The 25417-nt window shown below is 43.7% G+C and carries 18 protein-coding genes; 5 read left to right on the top strand and 13 right to left on the bottom strand.

Annotated elements, in window-relative coordinates; translation table 11 throughout:
• Positions 1-350: 350 nt before the first annotated feature.
• Positions 351-635, top strand: coding sequence for a helix-turn-helix transcriptional regulator (locus F6J90_RS13955; protein WP_293094205.1), 285 nt, complete (start codon positions 351-353; stop codon positions 633-635).
• A 433-nt stretch (positions 636-1068) separates the two neighbouring features.
• Here F6J90_RS13955 and hisB read toward each other — a convergent pair whose 3' ends face one another.
• Positions 1069-1731, bottom strand: coding sequence for an imidazoleglycerol-phosphate dehydratase HisB (gene hisB, locus F6J90_RS13950; protein ID WP_293094202.1), 663 nt, complete (start codon positions 1729-1731; stop codon positions 1069-1071).
• A gap of 161 nt (positions 1732-1892) precedes the next feature.
• Positions 1893-2669 (bottom strand): enoyl-ACP reductase FabI, encoded by a 777-nt coding sequence (gene fabI, locus F6J90_RS13945; protein WP_293094199.1) that lies wholly within the window; start codon positions 2667-2669, stop codon positions 1893-1895.
• A gap of 896 nt (positions 2670-3565) precedes the next feature.
• Between fabI and ntcA the strand changes: the two genes are divergently transcribed.
• The gene (gene ntcA / locus F6J90_RS13940) at positions 3566-4243 is read left to right on the top strand and encodes a global nitrogen regulator NtcA (RefSeq protein ID WP_070391512.1); all 678 of its coding nucleotides are present in this window, start codon (positions 3566-3568) and stop codon (positions 4241-4243) included.
• A gap of 3 nt (positions 4244-4246) precedes the next feature.
• On the opposite strand, the gene F6J90_RS13935 is transcribed toward ntcA, so the two are convergent.
• From F6J90_RS13935 to F6J90_RS13925, 3 genes are all read right to left on the bottom strand, one after another.
• Positions 4247-5305: a diguanylate cyclase gene (locus F6J90_RS13935; RefSeq protein ID WP_293094195.1), complete on the bottom strand. Its 1059-nt coding sequence runs from the start codon at positions 5303-5305 to the stop codon at positions 4247-4249.
• A gap of 1482 nt (positions 5306-6787) precedes the next feature.
• A complete protein-coding gene (locus F6J90_RS13930) occupies positions 6788-6985 on the bottom strand; it encodes a heavy-metal-associated domain-containing protein (RefSeq protein ID WP_293094193.1) in 198 nt (65 codons plus the stop codon).
• Between the two features lie 1972 nt (positions 6986-8957).
• Positions 8958-9203: a hypothetical protein gene (locus F6J90_RS13925; protein WP_293094191.1), complete on the bottom strand. Its 246-nt coding sequence runs from the start codon at positions 9201-9203 to the stop codon at positions 8958-8960.
• Positions 9204-9298: 95 nt separating this feature from the next.
• Here F6J90_RS13925 and alaS point away from each other — a divergent pair, with 95 nt between their 5' ends.
• Positions 9299-11929 (top strand): alanine--tRNA ligase, encoded by a 2631-nt coding sequence (gene alaS / locus F6J90_RS13920; protein ID WP_293094189.1) that lies wholly within the window; start codon positions 9299-9301, stop codon positions 11927-11929.
• A gap of 430 nt (positions 11930-12359) precedes the next feature.
• On the opposite strand, the gene F6J90_RS13915 is transcribed toward alaS, so the two are convergent.
• The 7 genes from F6J90_RS13915 to F6J90_RS13885 form a co-directional block, all read right to left on the bottom strand.
• Positions 12360-12857, bottom strand: coding sequence for a DUF3800 domain-containing protein (locus F6J90_RS13915; RefSeq protein ID WP_293094187.1), 498 nt, complete (start codon positions 12855-12857; stop codon positions 12360-12362).
• Positions 12858-12971: 114 nt separating this feature from the next.
• On the bottom strand, positions 12972-13487 hold the full coding sequence (locus tag F6J90_RS13910) for a hypothetical protein (protein ID WP_293094185.1): 516 nt from the start codon (positions 13485-13487) through the stop codon (positions 12972-12974).
• A gap of 411 nt (positions 13488-13898) precedes the next feature.
• On the bottom strand, positions 13899-14237 hold the full coding sequence (locus F6J90_RS13905; protein ID WP_293094183.1) for a DUF5615 family PIN-like protein: 339 nt from the start codon (positions 14235-14237) through the stop codon (positions 13899-13901).
• Positions 14234-14458, bottom strand: coding sequence for a DUF433 domain-containing protein (locus F6J90_RS13900; RefSeq protein WP_293094181.1), 225 nt, complete (start codon positions 14456-14458; stop codon positions 14234-14236). Before F6J90_RS13900 ends, F6J90_RS13905 begins: the two co-directional genes overlap by 4 nt.
• A gap of 171 nt (positions 14459-14629) precedes the next feature.
• Positions 14630-15961: a DNA cytosine methyltransferase gene (locus F6J90_RS13895; protein ID WP_293094178.1), complete on the bottom strand. Its 1332-nt coding sequence runs from the start codon at positions 15959-15961 to the stop codon at positions 14630-14632.
• Positions 15962-16133: 172 nt separating this feature from the next.
• Complete coding sequence (locus tag F6J90_RS13890; RefSeq protein WP_293094885.1) at positions 16134-17036, bottom strand: alpha/beta hydrolase; 903 nt, start codon at positions 17034-17036, stop codon at positions 16134-16136.
• Entirely contained in the window at positions 17020-17169 is a 150-nt protein-coding gene (locus tag F6J90_RS13885) for a hypothetical protein (protein WP_293094175.1), read from the bottom strand. Before F6J90_RS13885 ends, F6J90_RS13890 begins: the two co-directional genes overlap by 17 nt.
• 231 nt (positions 17170-17400) lie before the next feature.
• Here F6J90_RS13885 and F6J90_RS13880 point away from each other — a divergent pair, with 231 nt between their 5' ends.
• Positions 17401-20769, top strand: a complete 3369-nt coding sequence (locus F6J90_RS13880; RefSeq protein ID WP_293094172.1) for a filamentous hemagglutinin N-terminal domain-containing protein — start codon at positions 17401-17403, stop codon at positions 20767-20769.
• Here F6J90_RS13880 and F6J90_RS13875 read toward each other — a convergent pair.
• Entirely contained in the window at positions 20729-20851 is a 123-nt protein-coding gene (locus F6J90_RS13875; RefSeq protein ID WP_293094169.1) for a hypothetical protein, read from the bottom strand. The genes F6J90_RS13880 and F6J90_RS13875 overlap by 41 nt on opposite strands.
• A gap of 128 nt (positions 20852-20979) precedes the next feature.
• Between F6J90_RS13875 and F6J90_RS13870 the strand changes: the two genes are divergently transcribed.
• Positions 20980-25407 carry a filamentous hemagglutinin N-terminal domain-containing protein gene (locus tag F6J90_RS13870; RefSeq protein ID WP_293094166.1) on the top strand — a complete coding sequence of 1476 codons (4428 nt, stop codon included), beginning with the start codon at positions 20980-20982 and terminating at the stop codon, positions 25405-25407.
• Positions 25408-25417 lie beyond the last annotated feature (10 nt).

Raw genomic sequence — 25417 nt, 5'->3', positions numbered from 1 at the left:
GATAAATCAAATCAATAGCTTTGGTGGCATTCTATCAGCAGAGCAGGTCAGCTGATGCCGATTAATCCAACAGCCGGTCACCTAACTCTTTTCTAAGTCTTTTATTGGAGTGATGGCTTTTTGGGATTAAAGCAACCGTAATATTACCCAACCAGCAAGCATATTTGACTGGAGGTGGATGACGTATAACGGATTGAGCTGTTATTTGTAGATTTAAGGATGGCTGGGGTAAACAACCTGGAAGCGTTATGATTAGGTTTCAAAAAGCAAAAGCAGCTTTTGGCTACCTGCCATTATGTGTTTTTGTTTATACCGTTGATGATATGGCGTTGGAAAATATATAGTAAAGTATGATGCTACGTGAACATCATGACATAACACTACTAAAGTTGCGCCAGCAAGTTGGCTTAACTCAGCGAGAACTTGCTGAGGCTCTTGGAGTAACCCAAAAAACCATTTCCATTTGGGAAAGGGGTAAAATGCAGCCTAAGCTCTCCTTTTGGCAGACTAAGTTAATGATGGAAAAGCTCAACTGCACCCTTGATCAGCTAATCATTGCCACTGAGCTGAAACACCAGAATGAAAATGAAATTAAATCCCCCCCAGTGGTACCACATAATCCCAGATTTTTCTAAAACTCAAGGGTGGAATCTTGGCCTTTGGCTAGGTCTGAATGATGTACCTTGGGGGGCTGACTGCATAGAATTGGTTGACTAGCGTCAGCACTAGGGCGCTAGTCGTTTGAATCTATGAGGATTAGCACAATGCTCGTGCCCTTTGGACAATCGTCCTTTGGAATATAGCTGAGTAAAAACCATGTCGTTACCAAAACTGTTACGAGCACTATGCCCACGCTTAGCTTACTCTACGATCAAATGTAGTTAATGCTCCTTAGACCAGTCTAAAAGCTGTGGAACTCTTAGTCCCATGGCTTTTTGTTTGTTACAGGACTTACGCACAGACTCCATGGGTAGGGTTTGCAAAACCTTGCCCACCCTACAGGTAGCGTTAAATTGAGGGATTTGCGTAAGTCCTATGTTATGAATTTTTAGGATTTCCCGATAGCTTTTACAAAACCCCCTTAGAGCTTGGAATCATCCCTGCACGACGAGGATCAATTTCCACAGCCATCCGCATTGCTCTGGCAAATGCCTTGAATGTTGCTTCAATAATATGATGTGAATTGATGCCATCCAGTTGGCGGATATGTAGGGTGAGCTGACTATGGTTAACCAGTGCGACAAAAAACTCTCGCACCAGCTGGGTATCATAGGTTCCTACACGCTGGGTAGGAATTTCCAAGCCATAGCTTAAGTGAGGACGCCCAGAAAAATCTAGAGATACCAGAATCAATGCCTCATCTAGGGGAGCCAGGAAATTCCCGAAGCGGAAAATTCCTTTGCGATCGCTTAATGCTTTTGCCAAGGCTTGTCCTAGGGTAATCCCAACATCTTCGTTAGTGTGGTGATCATCAATTTCTAGGTCCCCCTTTGCCTGCACCTCCAAGTCAATCAGTCCATGGGAAGAGATTTGATGCAGCATATGGTCTAAAAATGGGATGCCTGTATTAGCGGTGCAGATACCTGTACCATCTAAATTCAGTGACACTTGTACATCAGTTTCCCCAGTAGTACGCCTGACTGAGGCTGTTCGCGCCTTTAACTTAGACTCTTGGGTGTTGAGAATTATCGGTCCGCTCTCGAGCTGCGTCAGGTTATCGCTTACTTGCATTTCATCTTTACTCCTGTCTAACTTAGTCTCACTTAATAGTTATCTGCCTATTTGCCAGTATTCTTCAGTTAAGTATTCGCGCATTGCATCAAACATCACGGAATGCGCGAAGGAATTATCAATTTTTATTGAAATTCTATAGTTAACGCAATTGTTCTTAGTCACATCCCCATGATTTCGTAACCAGCGTCTACATATAAAACCTGACCAGTGATGCCACTGGCTAAATCACTACACAAGAAAGCAGCTGCTTTACCCACTTCTTCCTGAGTAACCGTGCGGCGCAGTGGTGCTACTTTCTCTACATGATGAATCATATCCATGATCCCCCCAACTGCTGAAGATGCTAAGGTCCGGATTGGTCCTGCGGAGATAGCATTGACCCGAATCGTTTGGGGTCCGAGTTCTGCTGCCAGGTAACGAACACTCATTTCCAGTGCTGCTTTAGCAACACCCATCACATTATAATTGGGAATTACTTTAACCCCGCCAAGATAGCTGAGGGTGACAATGCTACCCCCATCAGTCATCAAGTGTTTCCAAGCTGCTGTTAGTCGATTGAGGGAGTAAGTGCTAATGTCTAAGGCTAGGGAAAACCCCTCACGGGATGTCTGACTAAACTCTCCCGATAGATCCTCTTTATTGGCAAAGGCTAAACAGTGAATCAGGATGTCCAGTTTGCCCCATTGTTTTGCGATCGCATCCGCAATCGCTTCAATTTGGGCATCGTTTCGGACATCACAGGGCATAATAATGCTAGGTTCAAGTGGCTCTACCAGGTCTCGAACTTTTTTCTCATAGCGACCTTTTTCGTCAGGCAAAAAGTTCACACCTAAATTTGCCCCCGCGTTGTGCAACTGTTGGGCGATCCCCCAAGCAATGGAGCGGTTGTTGGCGATGCCAGTGACAAAAGCATTTTTTCCGTTGAGATCGAGCATGGTTTTTAGGTTGAGTCGCGCTATGAGTCAGGGTTGAAGGTTAGTTAGCCGTCTTTGACAGCCCAGTTATTATATCCCTGAATGCAGCCACGTTGATTTTTTCAGCTCCATCTCAACTAGTAATAGGTAATTGTGAGCCCAAGTCTGGTCAAGTATTATATTGTTATAATTTTTATTATAAATTTTTAAGATAAACGTTTATTATAGTTTATAAACAACTGTGTCAGGTAACAAAACTACCTCTATTGGCGATTTGCGATCACCAAAAAGCGAAATAGCCACTAACTCCCCGACTTAATAGGGATGGGTTATGGCAGGTTTGGTGAGGCTACTGACCAGGCTAGAACCCGGGAAATGGCTATTGTGCACCCCATACCCGTTCGCTCCACACCCCAAACCGGGTCTCCTGTTTACCCTTCAGGCTTACCCCCTGAGGTCACCACCAATCATGACCCCTGAGGTTTTTAGTGTTTGGTAGCAATTTTTACAAAAAATTAGCTCAGATTGATATTAAGTAGTTAGAAATAAATTTGTCGATTCCACGATGATTGCTACTAATCGCCGCTTTCCCCTCAGGGGTTAAGGGAAAATCAAGCAAAGAGCTTGCTAAGATATAGACTAGCAGTTAATACTGTTGGCCTGTTGGCAAATTAGCTCAAAACTTGCCCGGTGCGCTTGACCTAGGCAAATTAAATTGGCCACCGGTCCCACCGCCGAAATTGATGGGCAAGGGGAATTGGAAACGGTTGTAGCAGTTCACAACAAACTAAATAAAACTGTTGAAAATCCGCTAAAATAGCCTAAATATACCAGATTAATGAGCTAATCCGTGGCTTAAAATCCCCGGAAGTCTCTTAAATGTAAATAGATAGGGGCATTGCTACAAAGGAATAGATATGGATAGGGTTGTGACGCAGGATACACCACTAGCGGCTGTTTTTCGTCAGATTGGTAGAGGAGCGTTTCCACCAGTCGTAGAAACCTATGAGCGAGGTAAGACGATTTTCTTCCCAGGAGATCCAGCTGAACGGGTTTACTTTTTGCTAAAAGGTGCTGTAAAACTTTCTAGAGTATACGAAGTAGGAGAAGAAATTACTGTAGCACTGCTGCGAGAAAATACGGTTTTCGGTGTTCTATCCCTGATTACTGGTCACCAATCTGATCGGTTCTATCATGCAGTTGCCTTTACAACTGTAGAGTTACTCTCTTCCCCGATTGACCAGGTAGAAAAAGCACTGAAGGAAAACCCGGAATTATCAATGTTGATGTTACGGGGGCTATCGTCTCGGATATTACAGACGGAAATGATGATCGAAACCCTAGCTCATCGGGATATGGAGTCTCGATTGGTGAGTTTTTTATTAATTCTCTGCCGTGACTTTGGGATACCCTGTGGGGATGGCATTACCATTGAACTGAAGCTGTCCCATCAAGCGATCGCAGAAGCTATCGGTTCGACTCGGGTGACAGTCACCCGTCTACTGGGAGACCTACGGGAAAAAGAAATGATTTCGATTCACAAGAAAAAAATTACTGTCCACAAGCCAGTGGTTTTGAGTCAGCAATTTACCTGAAAATTAGTGATTGCAACAACAATAAACCTGATTGCGACCATTAGATTTAGCAATCCGTAGGTTATGGTCAGCAGATCGCAGTAGGCTTTCCCCTCTATGGTCGTCCGTATTGTTAAGGGAAGCAACACCCAAGCTAATGGTAATTGGGAGCACTAATCTTCTATCAATCTGAAACGGTTGATCGCTAATAATATGTCGCACTCGGTTAGCCACTGCTCGGGCTTCTTCACAGTCAGTGTGACTAAGAATGATCACAAACTCTTCTCCACCATAACGAAAGAGGGAATCTTTAATACGTAGGTTATGTTTGAGACGACTTGCCAGTAGCTTGAGAGCGCTATCGCCTACCGGATGTCCGTAGTTGTCGTTGATGGACTTGAAATAGTCTACATCTAGGATAATCAGACTCAGGGGCGTTGATTGACTAAACGCATTTTCGACTTGTCGGGGTAACTCCCATTCCATTGCCCGACGATTGCTCAATTCTGTCAAGGGATCAACCAATGCTATCCTAGATAGGAAATCATTAGTCTGCATTGCTTCCCGGTATAGTCGCACTCCTCGTAACCCTGCCTGAATTTGTGCCTTAAGCAACCGATGTTCTGCTACAGCTATGGGTGAGTCTTGATTACTGATTGAACTGATCCGTAAGTAGGCATCTGCACCGTTTTCTAGAGCTTGAGCACATTCTCTTAACTCCCAGTTTGGGTCTCGGCCCATTTTTGTAATCGCTATTTCGGGCAAGTCATTGATCAAAATGCAGTATATCCAACCGAGCAGCTTTTGTTCTTTAATTTGACGACATAGTTGTAAACTAGCGACCTGCGTTGCCTGCAAAATTAAAATAGCGGGTTGTCTAGTCTTGATGTGTTGTATGACATCATCAAGTTCCAAAGATACCTCGACAGTGCTAGACCTTATATAGCAAGTCCGCTTCACAAATGTAGTGATAAACTGTTTATTTCCTACCACTAATATAGAAGCATCTATAGAAGCATCGTTTTTATTTATAGTTAGCTCTTTAGAGCTAATACATTCACCCTGAATCAATAATCTTAACACTGCTACTTCTTCAAGAAAGTATTAGCTAATACGTTTTGCTCTAAATTCACCAGTCTATGGGATTCGCTATGGGATAGATAGATGCTAGATAACTAGATAAATTTCTCCTATTGCTGACTATCGTTTGGTAGCTCAAGTACAGTTGGATCAGTTACTAATTACCCATTGCCGATTCCCGATTCCCCGATATGGATTGTGAATCACGAGCTGTGAAACTCTTGATAAATTAGGTGATATTATAACAATCATTTCTCAACTATATTCCTGTATATAGCAATTCTAAATAGGTTGTGAACTATAAAGCGGCCAGGATGCCAATAATACCATGATTTTGGGTTTATAGATTTTCACAACTCGTTTATAATTGTTATATGGTTTTTAGCTTAACGAGTTTTATTGAACATAAACCTGAATAACAACAAAAATTAGTTTAATCCCCGATGAATCCAAAGCCAACTTAGGCACATCTTAGGCACATCTTAGGCACATACTTAATTAGGGGTTACTCAGCAGAAGCTGAGCACAGGGATTATTCTATTTATACTTTCCTCTAATACTCTCTTGTTTTTATCACAAGTGGCAGTAGCAATTTCCTGGTATCCGGGAAATTTTTCTAAATCTTTATCAAACATGGTGAAAACACCTAACTGTTCAACTGAGTGAGAGCATTATTATTCCCACTAACCTCTAATATCAAGTCAGGTTGAATAACCATAATTAGAGGGAGGGTCGGGAGATGGGGAGATGGGGAGATAGGGAGATAGGGAGATAGGGAGATGGGGAGATGGGGAGATTTTTATTAAGGGTAATTATCCCGACATGATATAAAAAATTTCTTGCAGCCGGAGAGCTTGTGGTCTACTGCTTAATTAGAATGAAAACTAGCTACAGAATTTATCCCTGCATTTCCTTGAACTCAATGACCATCTTTGTTAGCATCTAAGATAGACTACATGCCCTACATAATTAACCAACACGTAAGTTGGTCTTCATTTAAATTCCATTGTTCTGAGAGCAGGGAAGCAAAGGAGCAGGTTTTTTTTGTAACTGAATAATATCCAATTTAAATGCGCAACACCTAGTTAACCAACACCTATTAAACCAACACAATATAACTAAATGATGTATTATCTAAGGTTAATGTTTGATGGTTGATAGTCAAAGGTTAATCATCAGGTGCGCGCCCGTTTGCGCCCCGCGTCGGCTTTGCCGAAAGGTGCGACCCAAGGGCGCGAGCAATCCCTCGCGCCCTTGGAGGCGCGCACCTATAGCGAATTTAATAATTAGATGCGGAAAGCGCACCTAAGCCGTTCCGCAATTTTGATTAAGCTGTCACCAATCTAATTTGCATACTCAAGACGAGGAGGAGAGTAGCAGAGAGATTGACGACTTTTTCCGAACGCGCCCCGCGTGGCCATTCGCGTAGCGTGGCCAACGGCCAAGGCCTTAAGTACCAAATAGGTCGATTAAATGTACACTACCTTAATCCACGGTGTGACCGACAGTCGTTATGATCTGTCTAATTGAGTCTTCAGACGCTTCGGTTTCAACTCTAACCGTCTTTGATGTTACATCCACTGTGACTTTAGAGTCTGGCTCCTGTTGGAGTATACCTTCGGTAATGGTCTTGGCACAGACATCACACGCAATACTGGGAACTTTTAACTGTACTACTGCCATAGTCAATACTCCATCAGTTTTTCTTACACCGGTTAATCAGCTTGCCCTTAAAGCTCGCAGCTCAAGGTAGGAATGTTAATGCTTACCAATAACCTAGATCTATGCAGGTCTTAGACTGGTCAGCTACCTTGCCTGTGAGTCAGGTCGCTCCGTATAGGTAAAAGGGGGGTGCTGATCTATTTATTTTAATGCTACGGTGCAGCAATCATGTGTAATCTGCCTAGGATTTCCCCAATACATTTCTGCAATACATTTCCCCAATACTCAAAGGGCCTAGCCAGGATTGACTAGACCCATTCGAGTGGAAAAAGACAAATTTTCAACGAGTTAACTTTCTGACTACCAGTTTTGAATCACTACTATGGTTGGCAAACTACACAGATACACCTGATACTAAATCTCACACAGTCGTGTCTTTCCGGACTTTGGTTTGGCTTTCCCCAACTTCCGTTGGTTCCTCGCCACTTGATGCTATGTTCGATTGGTGCCTACTGTGGCTGGGTCATAGACCGGCAGAAATCATCTTTATCTATGCCCATTTGGTTTTTGGCTTCAGGTTTTTCTCTGAAGGATGACTTCCACTCTTTAAATCTAACACGACCTTTTGGAGATTCCCAATACTTGTTGTTAAAGTTCAGGAGTCTTTACAAACTGCAACGATTAGATTGAGAAGTATGAAGTATGTAGGGTCAAGGGTGAAGTGTTAATTGCTTTGTAAGCTATCAGCTATCAGCTATCAGCTATCAGCCATTGGCCAAGGGCTTTTCCCCAGACTTGAAATTATCATTAATCTCGAACTATGAAGCTGATGGCTGATAGCTGACGGCTGAATGCTTACATTTTATTAACTTTAATGCTACGGTGCAGCAATCACTTCTAATTTGTCGGGGATTTCCCCAATACGTTAGCTCAATACTCAAAGGGCCTAGCCAGGATTGACTAGACCCATTCGAGTGGAAAAAGACAAATTTTCAACGAGTTAACTTTCTGACTACCAGTTTTGAATCACTACTATGGTTGGCAAACTACACAGATACACCTAATACTAAATCTCACACAGTCGTGTCTTTCCGGACTTTGGTTTGGCTTCTTCCAACTTCTGTTGGTTTCTCGCCACTTGATGCTATGTTCGATTGGTGCCTACTGTGGCTGGGTCATAGACCGCTAGAAATCATCTTATCTATGCCCATTTGGTTTTTGGCTTCAGGTTTTTCTCTGAAGGATGACTTCCACTCTTTAAATCTAACACGACCTTCTGGAGATTCCGAATACTTGTTGTTAAAGTTAAGGAGTCTTTACAAACTGCAACGATTAGATTAAAAAGTATGAAGGGTCTGAGATTTCCCCAATACATTTCCCCAATACTCAAAGGGCCTAGCCAGGATTGACTAGACCCATCTGAGTGGAAAAAGACAAATTTTCAACGAGTTAACTTTCTGACTACCAGTTTTGAATCACTACTATGGTTGGCAAACTACACAGATACACCTAATACTAAATCTCACACAGTCGTGTCTTTCCGGACTTTGGTTTGGCTTCTTCCAACTTCTGTTGGTTTCTCGCCACTTGATGCTATGTTCGATTGGTGCCTACTGTGGCTGGGTCATAGACCGCTAGAAATCATCTTATCTATGCCCATTTGGTTTTTGGCTTCAGGTTTTTCTCTGAAGGATGACTTCCACTCTTTAAAGCTAACACGACCTTCTGGAGATTAGGAATACTTGTTGTTAAAGTTCAGGAGTCTTTACAAACTGCAACGATTAGATGAAGAAGGTTTAAGGTTAGAGGTTGAAGGTTACAGGTTGAAGGTTACAGGTTAGAGGTTGAAGGTTACAGGTTAGAGGTTGAAGGTTACAGGTTAGAGGTTGAAGGTTATAGGTTAGAGGTTGAAGGTTACAGGTTAGAGGTTGAAGGTTACAGATTGCCAGTTATACATCCGGCTTTCAGTTGTTAAGCCTCTAATCTTCAACCATCAAACCTCCAACCTCCCAACCTTCAACCTCCCAACCTTCAACCTCCCAACCTTCAACCTCCCAACCTTCAACCTCCCAACCTTCAACCTCCCAACCTTCAACCTCCCAACCTTCAACCTCCCAACCTTCAACCTCCCAACCTTCAACCTCCCAACCTTCAACCTCCCAACCTTCAACCTCCCAACCTTCAACCTCCAACCATCACAATGGTTTGCTCTCCTATCAAGGGTGGGCTTTCTAGCCAACGTCTGTAAGAATGGATCATAGGTAAATTAATAAATATAGCGATAGGGTTTTACTTCCCATAAGCCCTAACCCGAAAGCTGACTTGTAGAGAACCATGCCCGATATCCCTAATTATTTGCGCGGTAACGAAATCCGGCAAACTTTCCTCGATTTCTACTCCCAACGGCAACACAAGGTACTGCCAAGTGCTTCCCTAGTACCCGAAGACCCGACGGTGTTGCTGACAATTGCAGGAATGTTGCCGTTTAAACCGATTTTTCTAGGACAACGTCAGTCGGAATTCCCTCGCGCCACCACGTCCCAAAAATGTATCCGCAACAATGATATTGAGAATGTGGGACGCACCGCACGGCATCATACTTTTTTTGAGATGCTGGGGAATTTTAGTTTTGGGGATTATTTTAAGGAACAAGCGATCGCATGGGCATGGGAACTATCTACAGAGGTATTCGGTTTGCCACCAGAACGCTTAGTAGTGAGTGTGTTTCGGGATGATGACGAAGCGTTTGCTATCTGGCGGGATAAAATTGGGATACCAGCCTATCGCATCCAGCGCTTGGGTGAAGAGGATAATTATTGGAAATCGGGTCCGACCGGTCCGTGTGGTCCGTGTTCAGAAATTTACTACGATTTTCACCCAGAACTGGGAGATGAGACTATTGACTTGGAAGATGATACCAGGTTTATTGAGTTCTATAACCTGGTATTCATGGAATACAACCAGGATGCTGAGGGTAACCGCACCCCGTTAGATAAGCAAAATATTGATACGGGGATGGGGCTGGAGAGGATGGCGCAAATCCTCCAGCAAGTGCCGAATAATTATGAAACTGATTTAATTTTCCCGATTGTAAAAACGGCAGCGGAAATTGCTGGGGTTAACTATAGCAAGAGTGATGAGAAGACGAAGGTTTCTCTGAAGGTTATAGGTGACCATATCCGGGCAATCGTTCATATGATTGCGGATGGGATTACGGCTTCTAATACGGGACGGGGTTATGTGTTGCGCCGTTTGCTCCGTCGAGTGGTGCGTCATGGCCGTTTGATTGGGATTGATGGGGAATTTACCTGGGAAGTAGCTCAAACAGCGATCGCATTATCTGAATCAGCTTATCCTAATGTGCGGGAACGGGAAAAGACTATCAAAGCCGAAATGGAGCGGGAAGAGTCTCAATTCCTGAAAACCCTGGAACGGGGTGAGAAGCTGCTGGCTGAGATTTTGGCAAAGAAGCCTCAGCAGATTTCTGGCACAGATGCGTTTACGCTCTATGATACCTATGGTTTCCCAGTGGAATTAACTGAGGAAATTGCTGAAGAACAGGGCTTAACGGTAGACCTCGATGGCTTCGAGGTGGAAATGGAACGCCAGCGGGAACGGGCTAGAGTTGCCCATGAAACGATTGATTTAACGGTACAGGGTAGCTTAGATCAGCTAGGGGAACATATCCATAGCACGGCATTCCTGGGTTACACTGAACCCCAGTCTATGGCTAAGGTAGAGGCTTTGCTAGTTGATGGGAAGTCGGTGGAATCCGCTGGAGCTGGGAGTAAGGTTCAGGTGATTTTGGATCAGACCCCATTCTATGCAGAATCTGGGGGACAAATAGGCGATCGCGGTTATCTGTCTGGGGATGCGCTATTGGTTAGCATCGAAGATGTTCAGAAGGAATCGGATTTCTTTGTCCACTTCGGTACTGTCGAACGGGGAAATTTAGGGGTAGGCACAACAGTAACGGCTCAAATTGACCGGGCTTGTCGCCGTCGAGTACAAGCTAACCATAGTGCGACCCATCTATTGCAAGCGGCTCTGAAAAAAATTGTTGACCCAAGCATCTCTCAGGCAGGGTCTTTGGTGGCTTTTGACCGCTTGCGCTTTGACTTCAATTGCCCTCGCGCTCTGACATCGGAAGAGTTAGAGCAAATTGAGTCACAAGTTAATACTTGGATTAGTGAAGCCCATACCGCAGATGTGGAGGTGATGCCCTTGACAAAAGCTAAGGCTAAGGGCGCAACCGCTATGTTTGGGGAAAAGTATGGCTCGGAGGTCAGGGTGATTGATTTCCCTGGTGTCTCGATGGAATTGTGTGGTGGTACCCATGTCAACAATACTGCTGAGATTGGCGTGTTTAAGATTATCTCTTCCGCAGGGGTGGCGTCTGGGATTAGGCGGATAGAAGCAGTGGCTGGACCGGCGGTGCTGGATTATCTGAATGTGCGGGATAAGGTGGTTAAGGATTTATGCGATCGCTTTAAGGCACAACCGGAAGAGTTACCTGAACGGATTAGTAATTTACAACAGGAACTCAAGGCTACTAATAAACAGTTAGATGCCCTGAAGCAACAACTGGCTTTGGCAAAATCTGACCAGTTGTTAGCGGAAGCTAAGTCAGTCGGTGAGTTCAAGGTTCTGGTAGCGAAGATGGAGGGAGTAGAACCAGAGGGCTTAAAAAGTGTTGCGCAACAGCTACAGCAGAAGCTGGGAGAAAGTGCAGTAGTGTTGGGTTCAGTGCCTAGTCCCGACAAGGTCAGTTTAGTGGCAGCCTTTAGTAAGGGTGTTAATCAGAAAGGCTTGCAGGCTGGGAAGTTTATTGGTGCGATCGCTAAAATTTGCGGTGGTGGTGGCGGTGGACGACCTAACTTGGCTCAAGCTGGTGGAAAAGATGGCAGTAAGTTAGGGGAAGCTCTTGATAGCGCTTTGGAACAGTTGTTGGAAGGGTTGCAGTGATTTTGGACTGGGGGATCCCCCCTAACCCCCCTTAACAAGGGGGGGATTTGGAGAATAGTTGTATTGGTGCGATCGCTGCGCAGTTAGCGATCGCTCTTTTCTTTGCTCGTGAACAATGTAGTGCGTCAGTGGAATAGTTTTTTTTGAACCATGGATAGCTAAAATAAAATTTTAAATATACACGAACAAGTGACTATTTTTTTGAATCAATGGGGTTGCCAAGAACCAGATTGTCCACGAATTCAAAAAGCGATGTGCTGCAGGCACCTCTACGGTAACGCATTAGGGAACAATTATAAAAAATGGGAATTACTTCAAGCGATCGCCCTAATGGTGAAACGAGTCCCAAGTTAGGGATCAGGAATTTAAGAGAACAAAAAAGTGTTTTATGATCCCGTAGCCTGGCCAAAGGCCAAGATTATCCTGATGCTTAAAAACTTCTCATTTCACATATCAAATGTATTTTTGTTAATTCTTCATGACTATCTATCCAATTCAAAAAAGCAACATTCTTGTTTTTAGATTTTTCTATCAATTTTATAAGAAAATCAATAGTATTCAATTGCTTCTCGGATAATGAATTAAAATCACGTATTATTTGTTCTCTCGAATTGGTATTTATGTAATTCGACAGTTTACCCATTAAGCCAACAAAAATATCTGAAGCCTGAACAAATAAATTGTTTTTTGAATCAATAAAAGAATAGTTTTTTATTTCTTGACTGTCATCAATAATTTTATAACTGGTAATAATATCCGAAATATTTACCTCATTATCAAAAATATGATTTGAATTCTTGAACAAATATATAGGTCTTAGATAAAAATGCGAAAAATTATTTATCAAAATATGATCTTCTTCGTCCATGATGAATGGAAGTGATTTTTTTTTCTTTGCTTGTTTAAGTAGTTGCTTGAGGGATTGCAATCCAAAATGGAATTCTACTTTATCGATGTATTCGTGAAATATTGAAGTTAGGTCTTCAATAAATTCTAAAACTGACTCCTTTTTAATATTAGGATAATCGTATTTATAAAATAACTATATTACTGAATCAATTTCAATTTTTGCAACCTTATATAGGTCGTTTTTTCTATTATTAATTAATAAATAATTATGCATTGCTACTTCTGAGTTCGCAATTGCAGAATCAACAATATCGACAATAGACCAGTAAAGAAAATTGATGCTTGAATAATGAATGTATAAATCATTCTCCAAGAGGTATTTCAAAAAACAATTCAGTTTTTGAGACTTCAAGCAGTCAATAAATTGACCATGAGCAATATTCTTAAATTTTACTTCTGTAATATTATTCTGTAGTTGAAGCCGATCAAATAAGGGTTCAATATTAGGTTGGCTTCCTTCATGAACCAAACCACCTAAAATAAAATTTGACTTATTTGACTTAAAAGAGTGATTAAAGTCGAACTCCTTCACATAAAATTTTCTACAATTAGTTGTTTCGTCATAATAAAAAGTAAAAGAACTGTCAAAGTCTGCTGTCGGTGCCAGCCTCTGTGTCATTATTCTAATATCTGTAACATCAAAATTCACTATTTACTACCTCTTTTTATATAACGCATAACTCTATTATTCTGGGTAAAATTTCTAGATATCGACCCTTTAGGGGATAAATTTGATCAATCAAACTGAATTAGATCTACCCTATCCAGAATCATATTAATAATCTTTCGGTATATTCATCCGTGATATCACGACTTTTTTTGGATATTATATCTAATCAGTATAGTATCCATAATTTTTTTGAATATCGTTATTTCAAAAACCCACTAAAAAACTGCTTGAACAAGTCAAGGTCACGTCAAATCAACTTGGTTTAGGTGCTTGAGATGAGCGTAGCAATGTTATTGATATTAAGACTTATTCTTACAAAGAGGATAATTTTTGCTAATCAACAGGCTGCCCATGGTCGATTTCGGTTCAGGGATTTGTTAGCTTCTGCTGCTAGTCTCCCCTAATTTCAACTAATGCTTCACCAGACCCTAGAAGCTCTAGTGCTTCTGGTAAAGTAGCACTCAAAATTTCTCGCAACCGATCATTTGAGGTGTTACCACAGGTCAACCAGATAATTTGAGGTGGTGAGCCAAGGCGATCGACTAGATCGACAAAATCACTGTCTTTAGTCATGAAAATAACGCTTTGAGCCTTTGCTGCCTCAAAAATATCAGGATCTTCAGCATCTCTCAAACCAATATCCCGTAAAGCTAATGCTGTCACTCCAAAAGTATTGTTAATCCAAGTTGCAATCCCAGGCGACAAATGTGCGTCTACCCAAATTGTCATGGCACCAGCACCGGATGATTAAGCTTACGTGAGGCATATAAAAGCGCTGCCTGCAAATCATTTGCTTCTAAATCAGGCATTTCTTCTAAGATTTGCTCAGCAGTAAGTCCAGCTGCAAACAAATCTAGTACATCCGATACTCTAATTCTCATACCTCGAATACAAGGACGACCACCGCACTGTCTTGGATTAATGGTAATTCTTTCAAGCAAATCTGACATATAGTTTTACTCCAGAATGGATTTTAATCTCGCTATATAGGATTTATTATAGCTATGATAAATCCTGTATTTTCGTAAGTATTCAGCAGTCAGCGGTCAGTGGTCAGCTTATTTTATTCAAAAGCACCTCAAGGTGGCACAGGCTTCTAGCCTGTGGTGGGACGTAGCGCATTAGCTGATAGCTGATAGCTGTTCGCGTAGCGTGCGCGTAGCGCATGAGCTGATAGCTGAATACTTACCTTGATAGGCTTTATTAGTTTCCATCAGGCTATTAAGCAAAACTTCTGTATTTTTTAACGCTGGGCTCATAGCCCCTGCCTTTGTAAGCAAAAAGCCCAGCATGCGACCTTCATTGTCTTGAGCGCCCTCGAAGCCATAATCATCACGGATATGTTCAGCAAATACACGAGCCAAAATTGGTGGAATTGCATTGCCTATTTGCTGGATTTTCTGAGAGGCATTCCCACAAAATACAAAATCATCTGGAAAGGTTTGAATTCGTGCTGCCTCTCTTATCGTTAAAGGTCTGTTTTCCACTGGGTGTATTAACTCTCTGGTGGCAGCCCCAGTGATGGTTAAGCTCGGCTCATTTCCAATCAGTCTTTTAAGTCCGGATGGCGCTCCACCTCGCTTTTCTGTGGGCATGCCATCAGCAACGCGCCTATTTGCTCTCTTCTTAAATGACTCATGCTGTAGTTCCTCTGGCAAATCCTTCATGGTTTGACCTGGCTTTAAGGCAATAATTCTTTTTAGCTGGATGCCGTTAATACTTGGGTAGTAATGGTCGGATATTTGTGTGGCATTTCCACGAAGAAGAGAATCAAAATCATCTTGAGGAGGCGATGTTAAAGGTTTTAGTAGGGTGCCCTTATCTTTTGTTGCTGGCGGTAAACTGTTTATTGCATGAGAAATAGTAATGTCAGAGTTACGGAATAGTTGACCGGAGACTTTAAATTTTGGTGCTGGCATTCTAAAGTCATGCCCCAACCTATTCCCGATGATTAAAACTCGCTTTCGTCTTTGTGGTATACCGTATTCTTGAGAATAAATTTTCTCAATTCTAATCCAATAACCCAGCTCAATGAACGCCTTAGCGGCTTCGTATACATATTTTCCTTTGTTGGAGGTAAGTAGCCCTTCAACATTCTCCATAATAAACCATTTTGGCTTCAAAATAGTTAGTGCTTTAACGTATTGCTTAAGCAAATTATTTCTTGGATCATCCCAGAACCTTGAGCCCGCTGTGGAGAAGCCTTGACATGGAGGTCCGCCTATCAATATGTCGAGTTCTCCTGGTTTCATGACTATTTCAGAAAGAACCTTCCCAAAATCTACGTTATCGATATCCTCATTGCTACATAACGACTCTGGAAAATTTATTCTATATGTTTCAACTGCTGCCGCATCTTTATCATTTGCATAAAGAATTGAATATCCAGCTTGTTTAAACCCAAGAGAACATCCACCTGCACCGCAAAATAGACTAATAGCTGTGTGTTTCATTAATTTTTCAACTTCCAATACATCATGTCAAGGATATTACAGCGGTTTTCAATTCAGTTTGAGCTGGTGGTGCGTTACGGGACGGACTGTCCTAATACTTGCTACCGAGGAAATGAGGGCTGCCCCGTCCCTAACGCACCCTACGCAAGGTACGCAAGCGATCGCTAAATAGCTAAATAAAATTCTGAATCACTGCTGTTACCGCTTCATGATACTCTTCAGAAATACCTAAGGTTCCAGCCAATCGAACGGTTTGCACCTGTTCTAATTCCGCCATTGCTATCATTTCTGCTTTTGATTTAGGTGGTGCATTTTCCGCTAATATCATTAATACGGGCATGGGCACAGAATCTAAAATATGCAAAAATTCCTCGCGATTAACTACAGGATCGATTGCGCCAGTAACAAACGCAGCAGGGGCATATCTCCCGCCATCTTTGGAAGTAATTTGATGTTTTTGGGTCATAAATTCCGGAGTTAGTTTGCTTTCATCCACATAAACGTGGCGTTTATACATCAAGCGCAGAAACGAAGGGGTAGTGTTCAGATAGTATAGAGTCTGACCTAACCAGGGCGATCGCACTAGGTTTTTTACTCCGTTTCTCACTCCATCCGGTAAACCCATTACTCTTAACGGTCCTTTCCAAGTGGGAGCCACTAAAATTAGTTTAGAAATACTATCTGGATTATCTTGGGCAAATTTTAAAGCGTATCCCGAAGCATGACCCGCAGCAATTAAGATAATTGAGTTATTATTAAAAACAGATTTAACAAAATCTGCTAATAACTGCTGAAATAATACGGGATTGTAATCCACAGGAGGGCATTGAGACTCGCCAAATCCCAACCAATCTAGAACGGTAACTTGATAGTTGGTAGCGAGTAGATTGGCAATACCTTTCATTTCTGTGCGACTAGAAACGGTACTAAAAGCAGGAAGTAACAGTACGGGGTTGCCTGCGCCGATAGTTTCGTAGACTACTCGATAGTGTTTGTCTTGCCAATTCCAGTTGTATAAATTTTTGGTACCGCCAATACCAGAGTTAATGTGAGTCGGATTAGTTGTTGTAGTCATATACCAAAGGGAACAGGGAACAGGGAACAGGGAACAGGGAGTAGGGAGTAGGGAGTAGGGAGTAGGGAGTAGGGAACAGGGAACAAAAATTATCACAATTCCTACACGGATTGGTATAGTGATAGGGGTGCATGTAATAATTGTAAATCTATAACTAAAAGAAGTGTGGGTAGATAGGGAAATAGGGAAGATTTTTATTAAGGGTAATTGTTATAACATGATCTTAGCATTCTATTGCCAAAGAGTGTTTTTTCATGGATTGAGATCCATCCTTGGCTACTGCCCTATTGACTTAATAAAAATTCACATAATCAAAGGGTATTTTATGAAATAATCCGAGAGATTGGGAGCTCTACTGATTAACATGAAACCTCGGATTGACCGACTTGTGCAAGCAAGTCCCTTTGTTCTCTATTCTCTACTAGCTGCAAGTACGGCATTAGGGCAAATCACCCCAGATAATACCTTGGGGAATGAAAGCTCTGTAGTAACGCCCAATGTCAATGTTAACGGTAACCTAGCGGATTTGATAGAAGGTGGAGCGATTAGAGACAGTAATCTATTCCACAGCTTCTCAGATTTTAATGTGGGCGAGTTTGGGCGGGTTTATTTTGGCTTACCTGCTGGAGTTGCCAACATCCTGAGTCGAGTAACTGGAGCAAATGTTTCCAATATTTTGGGGACTCTGGGAGTGTTGGGTAATGCTAACTTATTTGTGATAAATCCAAACGGTATTTTCTTTGGTCCCAATAGCCGACTAGATCTAGGAGGCTCATTTTTTGGGAGTACTGCTGATAGTGTGTTGTTTGACGATGGCACAGTATTCAGTGCATTAAATCCGAATGGAAAACCGTTATTAACTATTAATATACCATCTGGGTTGCAATATGGTTCCAATCCAGGGAGTATTACTAATCAGTCTACTCTGTTTCAGGTACCAAATGTGAAAACATTGGGGCTGATTGGTGGTGACATTAATATTCCTGGTGGTCAGTTAACAGCAACTGATGGACGGATTGAGCTGGGGAGTGTTGGTTCTAATAGCGTGGTGAACCTGACCCCAACGGATAGTAGTTTTGTTTTGGATTATTCAGCAGTTCAAGAGTTTCAGGATATTAGTTTGTCCGACGGTGCTTTTGTTAATACCAGTGGCGAAAGCGGTGGCAGTATCCAGGTGCAGGGGGCTAATGTGAGTTTACGCGATCGCTCTTTTGTGTTTGCGGATACCGAAGGAAGTCAGAATGGCGGTGGGATAGTTGTTGAGGCTTCTCAGCTAAGTCTTGAGGCTGGTTCTAGGATAACTACGGATGTATTTGGTTCAGGACAGGGGGGAGATGTCAGTATTACCACTGGGGAGTTAATAGTCAAAGATGGAGCAGAAGTTTCAACTGACACTTTTGGTGAAGGGGACGCCGGAAATTTGACAGTGGATGCTGACTCAAAGGTTCAAGTGATTGGTACCTCAGCCTCGGGTGGTCGCAGCGCCTTGACTACTGAAACTTTTGGGACAGGAAAAGCAGGAGATATCAGTATTACCACTGGGGAGTTAATTGTCAAAGATGGAGCAGAAGTTTCAGCTAGCACTTTTGGTCTTGGGGACGGGGGAAATTTGACAGTGGATGCCGACTCTACTGTTCAAGTGATTGGTACTGATGCCTCGGGTGAGTTGCCCAGCGCCTTGTTTGCTGAAACTGAAGGGGGACATGGGGGAGATATCAGTATTACCACTGGGGAGTTAATAGTCAAAGATGGAGCAGAAATTTCAACTCGCACTTTTGGTGAAGGGGACGCCGGAAATTTGACAGTGGATGCCGACTCTACTGTTCAAGTGATTGGTACCTCAGCCTCGGGTGGTCGCAGCGCCTTGTTTGCTGAAACTTTTGGGACAGGACATGGGGGAGATATCAGTATTACCACTGGGGAGTTAATCGTCAAAGATGGAGCAGAAGTTTCAACTAGCACTTTTGGTCTTGGGGACGGGGGAAATTTGACAGTGGATGCCGACTCTACTGTTCAAGTAATTGGTACTGATGCCGATGGTCAGTCTCCCAGCGCCTTGACTACTGAAACTGATCAGACAGGAAAAGCGGGAGATGTGAGTATTACCACTGGGGAGTTAATAGTCAAAGATGGAGCAGAAGTTTCAACTCGCACTTTTGGTGAAGGGGACGCCGGAAATTTGACTGTGGATGCCGCCTCTACTGTTCAAGTGATTGGTACCTCAGCCTCGGGTGGTCGCAGCGCCTTGTTTGCTGAAACTTTTGGGACAGGAAAAGCGGGAGATGTGAGTATTACCACTGACAAGTTAATGGTCTCTGATGGAGCAGAAGTTTCAGCTAGCACTTTTGGTCTTGGGGACGGGGGAAATTTGACAGTGGATGCCGACTCTACTGTTCAAGTGATTGGGACCTCAGCCGATGGTCAGTCTCGCAGCGCCTTGTTTGCTGAAACTGAAGAGACAGGAAAAGCAGGAGATATCAGTATTACCACTGGGGAGTTAATTGTCGAAGATGGAGCAGTTGTTTCAGCTGACACTTTTGGTGAAGGGGACGGCGGCAATTTGACTGTGGATGCCGACTCTACTGTTCACCTCATTGGTACCTCAGCCTCGGGTGAGATTCGCAGCGCCTTGTTTGCTCAAACTTTTGGGACAGGAAAAGCGGGAGATGTGAGTATTACCACTGGGCAGTTAATTGTCGAAGATGGAGCAGTTGTTTCAACTGACACTTTTAGTGAAGGGGACGCCGGAAATTTGACAGTCAATGCTGACTCAAAGGTTCAAGTGATTGGGACTGATGCCGATGGTCGGGGTGTCACCGGCTTGTTTACTGAAACTCAAGGAACAGGAAATGCGGGAGATTTGAGTATTACCACTGGGCAGTTAATGGTCTCTGATCGAGCAGTTGTTAGTGCTAGAAGCATTCAACAGGGGAGTTCAGCAGGCACCGTAGAGATTAATGCCAACTCCATCTTCCTAAACAACGATGGCAGGATCACAGCAGAAACAGCAGGACCGCAAGGCAATATTATCCTGGAAGCTCGTGACATCCGACTCCTCAACGAAAGCTTGATTATAACTGACGCCCAGAATACTACTGGGGGCAATATATTTATTGATACTGACATCTTACTCGGTCTGGGAAATAGCGATATCACCGCCAATGCTGACGAAGGTCCAGGAGGTCGTGTTGAGATTAATGCCCAAGGCATCTTTGGTTTAGAGTTTCGAGACCGTCTAACTCCAGAAAATGACATAACGGCCACCTCCACCCTTGGCCCATCCTTCAGTGGTCAAGTCATACTCAACACCCCAGATGTAGACCCCACCTCAGGCTTAACCGAATTGCCAGCAAGCCTGGTCGATGCAGAAGCGATCCTGGCCAATGACCTTTGTGGCTTTGAGAACAATCGGATTGCTGGCGGCAGTTCCTTTACCATTACCGGAAAAGGGGGTTTACCAGCTAGTGCAGACGATCCGGTGATTAATACCTCGACAACAGTGAGGTGGAGAACTCGTCCTGGCTTAGCCAGCACCAGACAACAATTACAACAGCAAGCATCAGTGATCACCCCTCAACCTCCCCAAGAAAAAAAAGTGATTATCGAAGCCCAAGGCTGGGTAATAGCAAAGGATGGCACGATTATTCTGACCGCTCATCCGTTTAGGGGTACTCCTGTGGATCAGATATTGCCTAATCTTGATTGTCATTCGGGAGCAGGGAGTCGGGAGTAGGGAGTAGGGAGTCGGGAGTCGGGAGTCGGGAGTCGGGAGTCGGGAATAGGGAATAGGGAATAGCTGCTTGTAGGGTGGGCAAAAACAGTTTGCTTGTTTTGATTCGTCACCAAATGGTTTTTGCCCACCCTACTTGAGTTAATCAAACTTAACATAATCAAAGGGTATGTTATAAAATAATCCGAGGAATTGGGAGCTCTACTGATTAACATGAAACCTCGGATTTACCGACTTGTGCAAGCAAGTCCCTTTGTTCTTTGTTCTCTACTGGGTGCAACTACTGCATTAGGTCAAATCACCCCAGATAATACCCTGGGGAATGAAAGCTCTGTAGTAACGCCCAATGTCAATGTTAACGGTGCCCTGGCAGATTTGATAGAAGGTGGAGCGATTAGAGACAGTAATCTATTCCACAGCTTCTCAGATTTTAATGTGGGCGAGTTTGGGCGGGTTTATTTTGGCTTACCTGCTGGAGTTGCCAACATCCTGAGTCGAGTAACTGGAGCAAATGTTTCCAATATTTTGGGGACTCTAGGAGTATTGGGTAATGCTAACTTGTTTGTGATCAATCCAAACGGTATTTTCTTCGGTCCCAATAGCCGACTAGATCTAGGAGGTTCATTTTTTGGGAGTACTGCTGATAGTGTGTTGTTTGAAGATGGCACAGTCTTCAGTGCAAAAAATCCCAATGATAAACCGTTGTTGACGATTAAGATTCCCTCTGGGTTGCAATATGGATCCAATCCAGGGAGTATTACTAATCAGTCTAGTCTGTTTCAGGTACCAAATGTGAAAACATTGGGGCTAATTGGTGGTGACATTAATATTCCTGGTGGTCAGTTAACAGCAACCGATGGACGGATTGAGCTGGGGAGTGTTGGTTCTAATGGTGTGGTGAAACTGACTCCAACGGATACTAGTTTTGTATTGGATTATTCACCAGTTCAAGAGTTTCAGGATATTAGTTTGTCCGACGGTGCTGTTGTTGACACCAGTGGAGAAGGTGGTGGCAGTATCCAGGTGCAGGGGGCTAATGTGAGTTTACGCGATCGCTCTTTTGTGTTTGCGGATACCGAAGGAAGTCAGAATGGAGGTGGGATAGTTGTTGAGGCTTCTCAGCTAAGTCTTGAGGCTGGTTCTAGGATAACTACGGATGTATTTGGTTCAGGACAGGGTGGAGATTTGACTATTACCGCTGGGGAGTTAATAGTCTCTGATGGAGCAGCCGTTTCAGCTAGCACTTTGGGTGAAGGGGACGGGGGAAATTTGACTGTGAATGCCTCCTCTACTGTTCAAGTAATTGGTACTGATGCCTCGGGTGAGTTTGTCAGCAGCTTGACTACTGAAACTGAAGGGACAGGAAATGCGGGAGATTTGAGTATTACCACTGGGCAGTTAATTATCTCTGATGGAGCAGTTGTTTCAACTAGCACTTTTGGTGAAGGGGACGCCGGAAATTTGACAGTGGATGCCTCCGAAAAGGTTCAAGTGATTGGTACCTCAGCTGATGATGGGTTTCGCAGCGCCTTGTTGACTCAAACTTTTGGGACAGGAAATGCGGGAGATTTGAGTATTACCACTGATGAGTTAATCGTCTCTGATGGAGCAGAAGTTTCAACTAGCACTTTTGGTGAAAGGGACGCCGGAAATTTGAATATTACCACTGGGGAGTTAATTGTCGAAGATGGAGCATTTGTTTCAGCTGACACTTTTAGTGAAGGGGACGGGGGAAATTTGACAGTGAATGCTGACTCAAAGGTTCAAATCATTGGGACCTCAGCCGATGGTCAGTTTGGCAGCGGCTTGTTTGCTCAAACTAATCCAGGATCAATTGGAAATGCGGGGGAGTTGAGTATTACCACTAGAGAGTTAATTGTCTCTGATGGAGCAGTTGTTTCAGCTGGCACTTTTGGTGAAGGGGACGGGGGAAATTTGACAGTGGATGCCTCTTCTACTGTTCAAGTGATTGGTACTGATGCCGATGGTCAGTTTCGCAGCGCCTTGTTGGCTCAAACTGTTGGGACAGGAAATGGAGGAGATATCAGTATTACCACTGGGCAGTTAATTCTCGAAGATGGAGCAGTTGTTTCAACTGACACAGACGGTGAAGGGGACGCCGGAAATTTGACAGTGGATGCCTCCTCTGTTCAACTGATTGGTAACTCAGCCGATGGTAATTTTGCCAGCGACTTGTTTGCTGAAACTGTTGGGACAGGAAATGGGGGAGATATCAGTATTACCACTGGGGAGTTAATTGTCTCTGATGGAGCATTTGTTTCAACTAGCACTTTTGGTGAAGGGGACGCCGGAAATTTGACAGTGGATGCCTCCTCTAGGGTTCAATTGATTGGGACCTCACCCGATGGTCGGTTTCGCAGCGCCTTGTTTGCTGAAACTTTTGGGACAGGAAATGGGGGAGATATCAGTATTACCACTGGGCAGTTAATTGTCGAAGATGGAGCATTTGTTTCAACTGACACTTTTAGTGAAGGGGACGGGGGAAATTTGACTGTGGATGCCTCCTCTACTGTTCAACTGATTGGTAACTCAGCCGATGGTAATTTTGCCAGCGACTTGTTTGCTGGAACTTTTGGGACAGGACATGGGGGAGATATCAGTATTACCACTGGGCAGTTAATTGTCAAAGATGGAGCATTTGTTTTCACTGACACAGAGGGTGAAGGGGACGGGGGAAATTTGACAGTGAATGCCTCCTCTACTGTTCAAGTGATTGGTACTGATGCCGATGGTCGGTTTCTCAGCGCCTTGAGAGCTCAAACTGTTGAGACAGGACATGGGGGAGATATCAGTATTACCACTGGGCAGTTAATTGTCTCTGATGGAGCATTTGTTTCAACTGACACTTTTGGTGAAGGGGAGGGGGGAAATTTGACTGTGGATGCCTCCTCTACTGTTCAACTGATTGGTACTGATGCCGATGGTCAGTTTCGCAGCGCCTTGTTGGCTCGAACTTTTGAGACAGGAAATGGGGGAGATATCAGTATTACCACTGGGGAGTTAATTGTCGAAGATGGAGCATTGGTTTCAGCTGACACTTTTGGTCTTGGGGACGGGGGAAATTTGACTGTGGATGCCTCCTCTACTGTTCAACTGATTGGTAACTCAGCCGATGGTAATTTTGCCAGCGACTTGTTTGCTCGAACTGTTGGGGCAGGAAATGGGGGAGATGTCAGTATTACCACTGGGGAGTTAATTGTCTCTGATGGAGCATTTGTTTCAACTGAAACTTTTGGTGAAGGGGAGGGGGGAAATTTGACAGTGGATGCCTCCTCTACTGTTCAACTGATTGGTAACTCAGCCGATGGTCGGTTTCCCAGCGCCTTGAGAGCTGAAACTGAAGGGACAGGAAATGGGGGAGATGTCAGTATTACCACTGGGGAGTTAATTGTCTCTGATGGAGCAGTTGTTTCAGCTGACACTTTTGGTGAAGGGGACGGCGGCAATTTGACTGTGGATGCGGACTCTACTGTTCACCTCATTGGTACCTCACCCTCGGGTGAGATTCGCAGCGCCTTGTTTGCTCAAACTTTTGGGACAGGAAAAGCGGGAGATGTGAGTATTACCACTGGGGAGTTAATTGTCGAAGATGGAGCAGTTGTTTCAACTGACACTTTTAGTGAAGGGGACGCCGGAAATTTGACAGTGAATGCTGACTCAAAGGTTCAAGTGATTGGGACTGATGCCGATGGTCGGGGTGTCACCGGCTTGTTTACTGAAACTCAAGGAACAGGAAATGCCGGAAATTTGAGTATTACCACTGGGCAGTTAATTGTCTCTGATGGAGCAGTTGTTAGTGCTAGAAGCTTTGAACAGGGGAGTTCAGCAGGGGACCTAAAGATTAATGCCAACTCCATCTTCCTGAACAACAAAGGAATCATCACAGCAGACACAGCAGGAGCGCAAGGCAATATTACTCTATCTTCCCGTGACATCCGACTCCTCAACGAAAGCAACATTACCACTAACGCCCAGAATACCACTGGGGGCAATATCACCATTGATACTGATACCCTAGTCGGTCTAGGAAATAGCGACATCACCGCCAATGCTGAATTTGGCCCAGGAGGTCGTGTTGAGATTAATGCCCAAGGCATCTTTGGCTTAGAGTTTCGAGACCGTCTCACTCCAGACAATGACATCACCGCCACCTCCAAGCTTGGCCCATCCTTCAGCGGTCAAGTCATACTCAACATCTCACAGTTAGACCCCACATCAGGCTTAACCGAATTGCCAGCAAGCCTGGTAGATGCAGAAGCGATCCTGGCCAATGACCTTTGTGGCTTTGAGAACAATCGGATTGCTGGCGGCAGTTCCTTTACCATTACCGGAAAAGGGGGTTTACCAGCTAGTGCAGACGATCCGGTGATTAATACCTCGACAACAGTGAGGTGGAGAACTCGTCCTGGGTTAGCCAGCACCAGACAACAATTACAACAGCAAGCATCAGTGATAATCCCTCAACCTCCCCAAGAAAAAAAAGTGATTATCGAAGCCCAAGGCTGGGTAATAGCAAAGGATGGTACGATTATTCTGACCGCTCATCCGTTTAGGGGTACTCCTGTTGATCAGATATTGCCTAATCTTGATTGTCATTCGGGAAGAGGGAGTAGGGAGTAGGGAGTAGGGA

It is taken from the genome of Moorena sp. SIOASIH (assembly GCF_010671925.1).
GTDB lineage: Bacteria > Cyanobacteriota > Cyanobacteriia > Cyanobacteriales > Coleofasciculaceae > Moorena.
The sequence above is the reverse complement of the archived record's forward strand: the minus strand, read 5'-3'. Positions and strand labels throughout refer to the sequence as shown.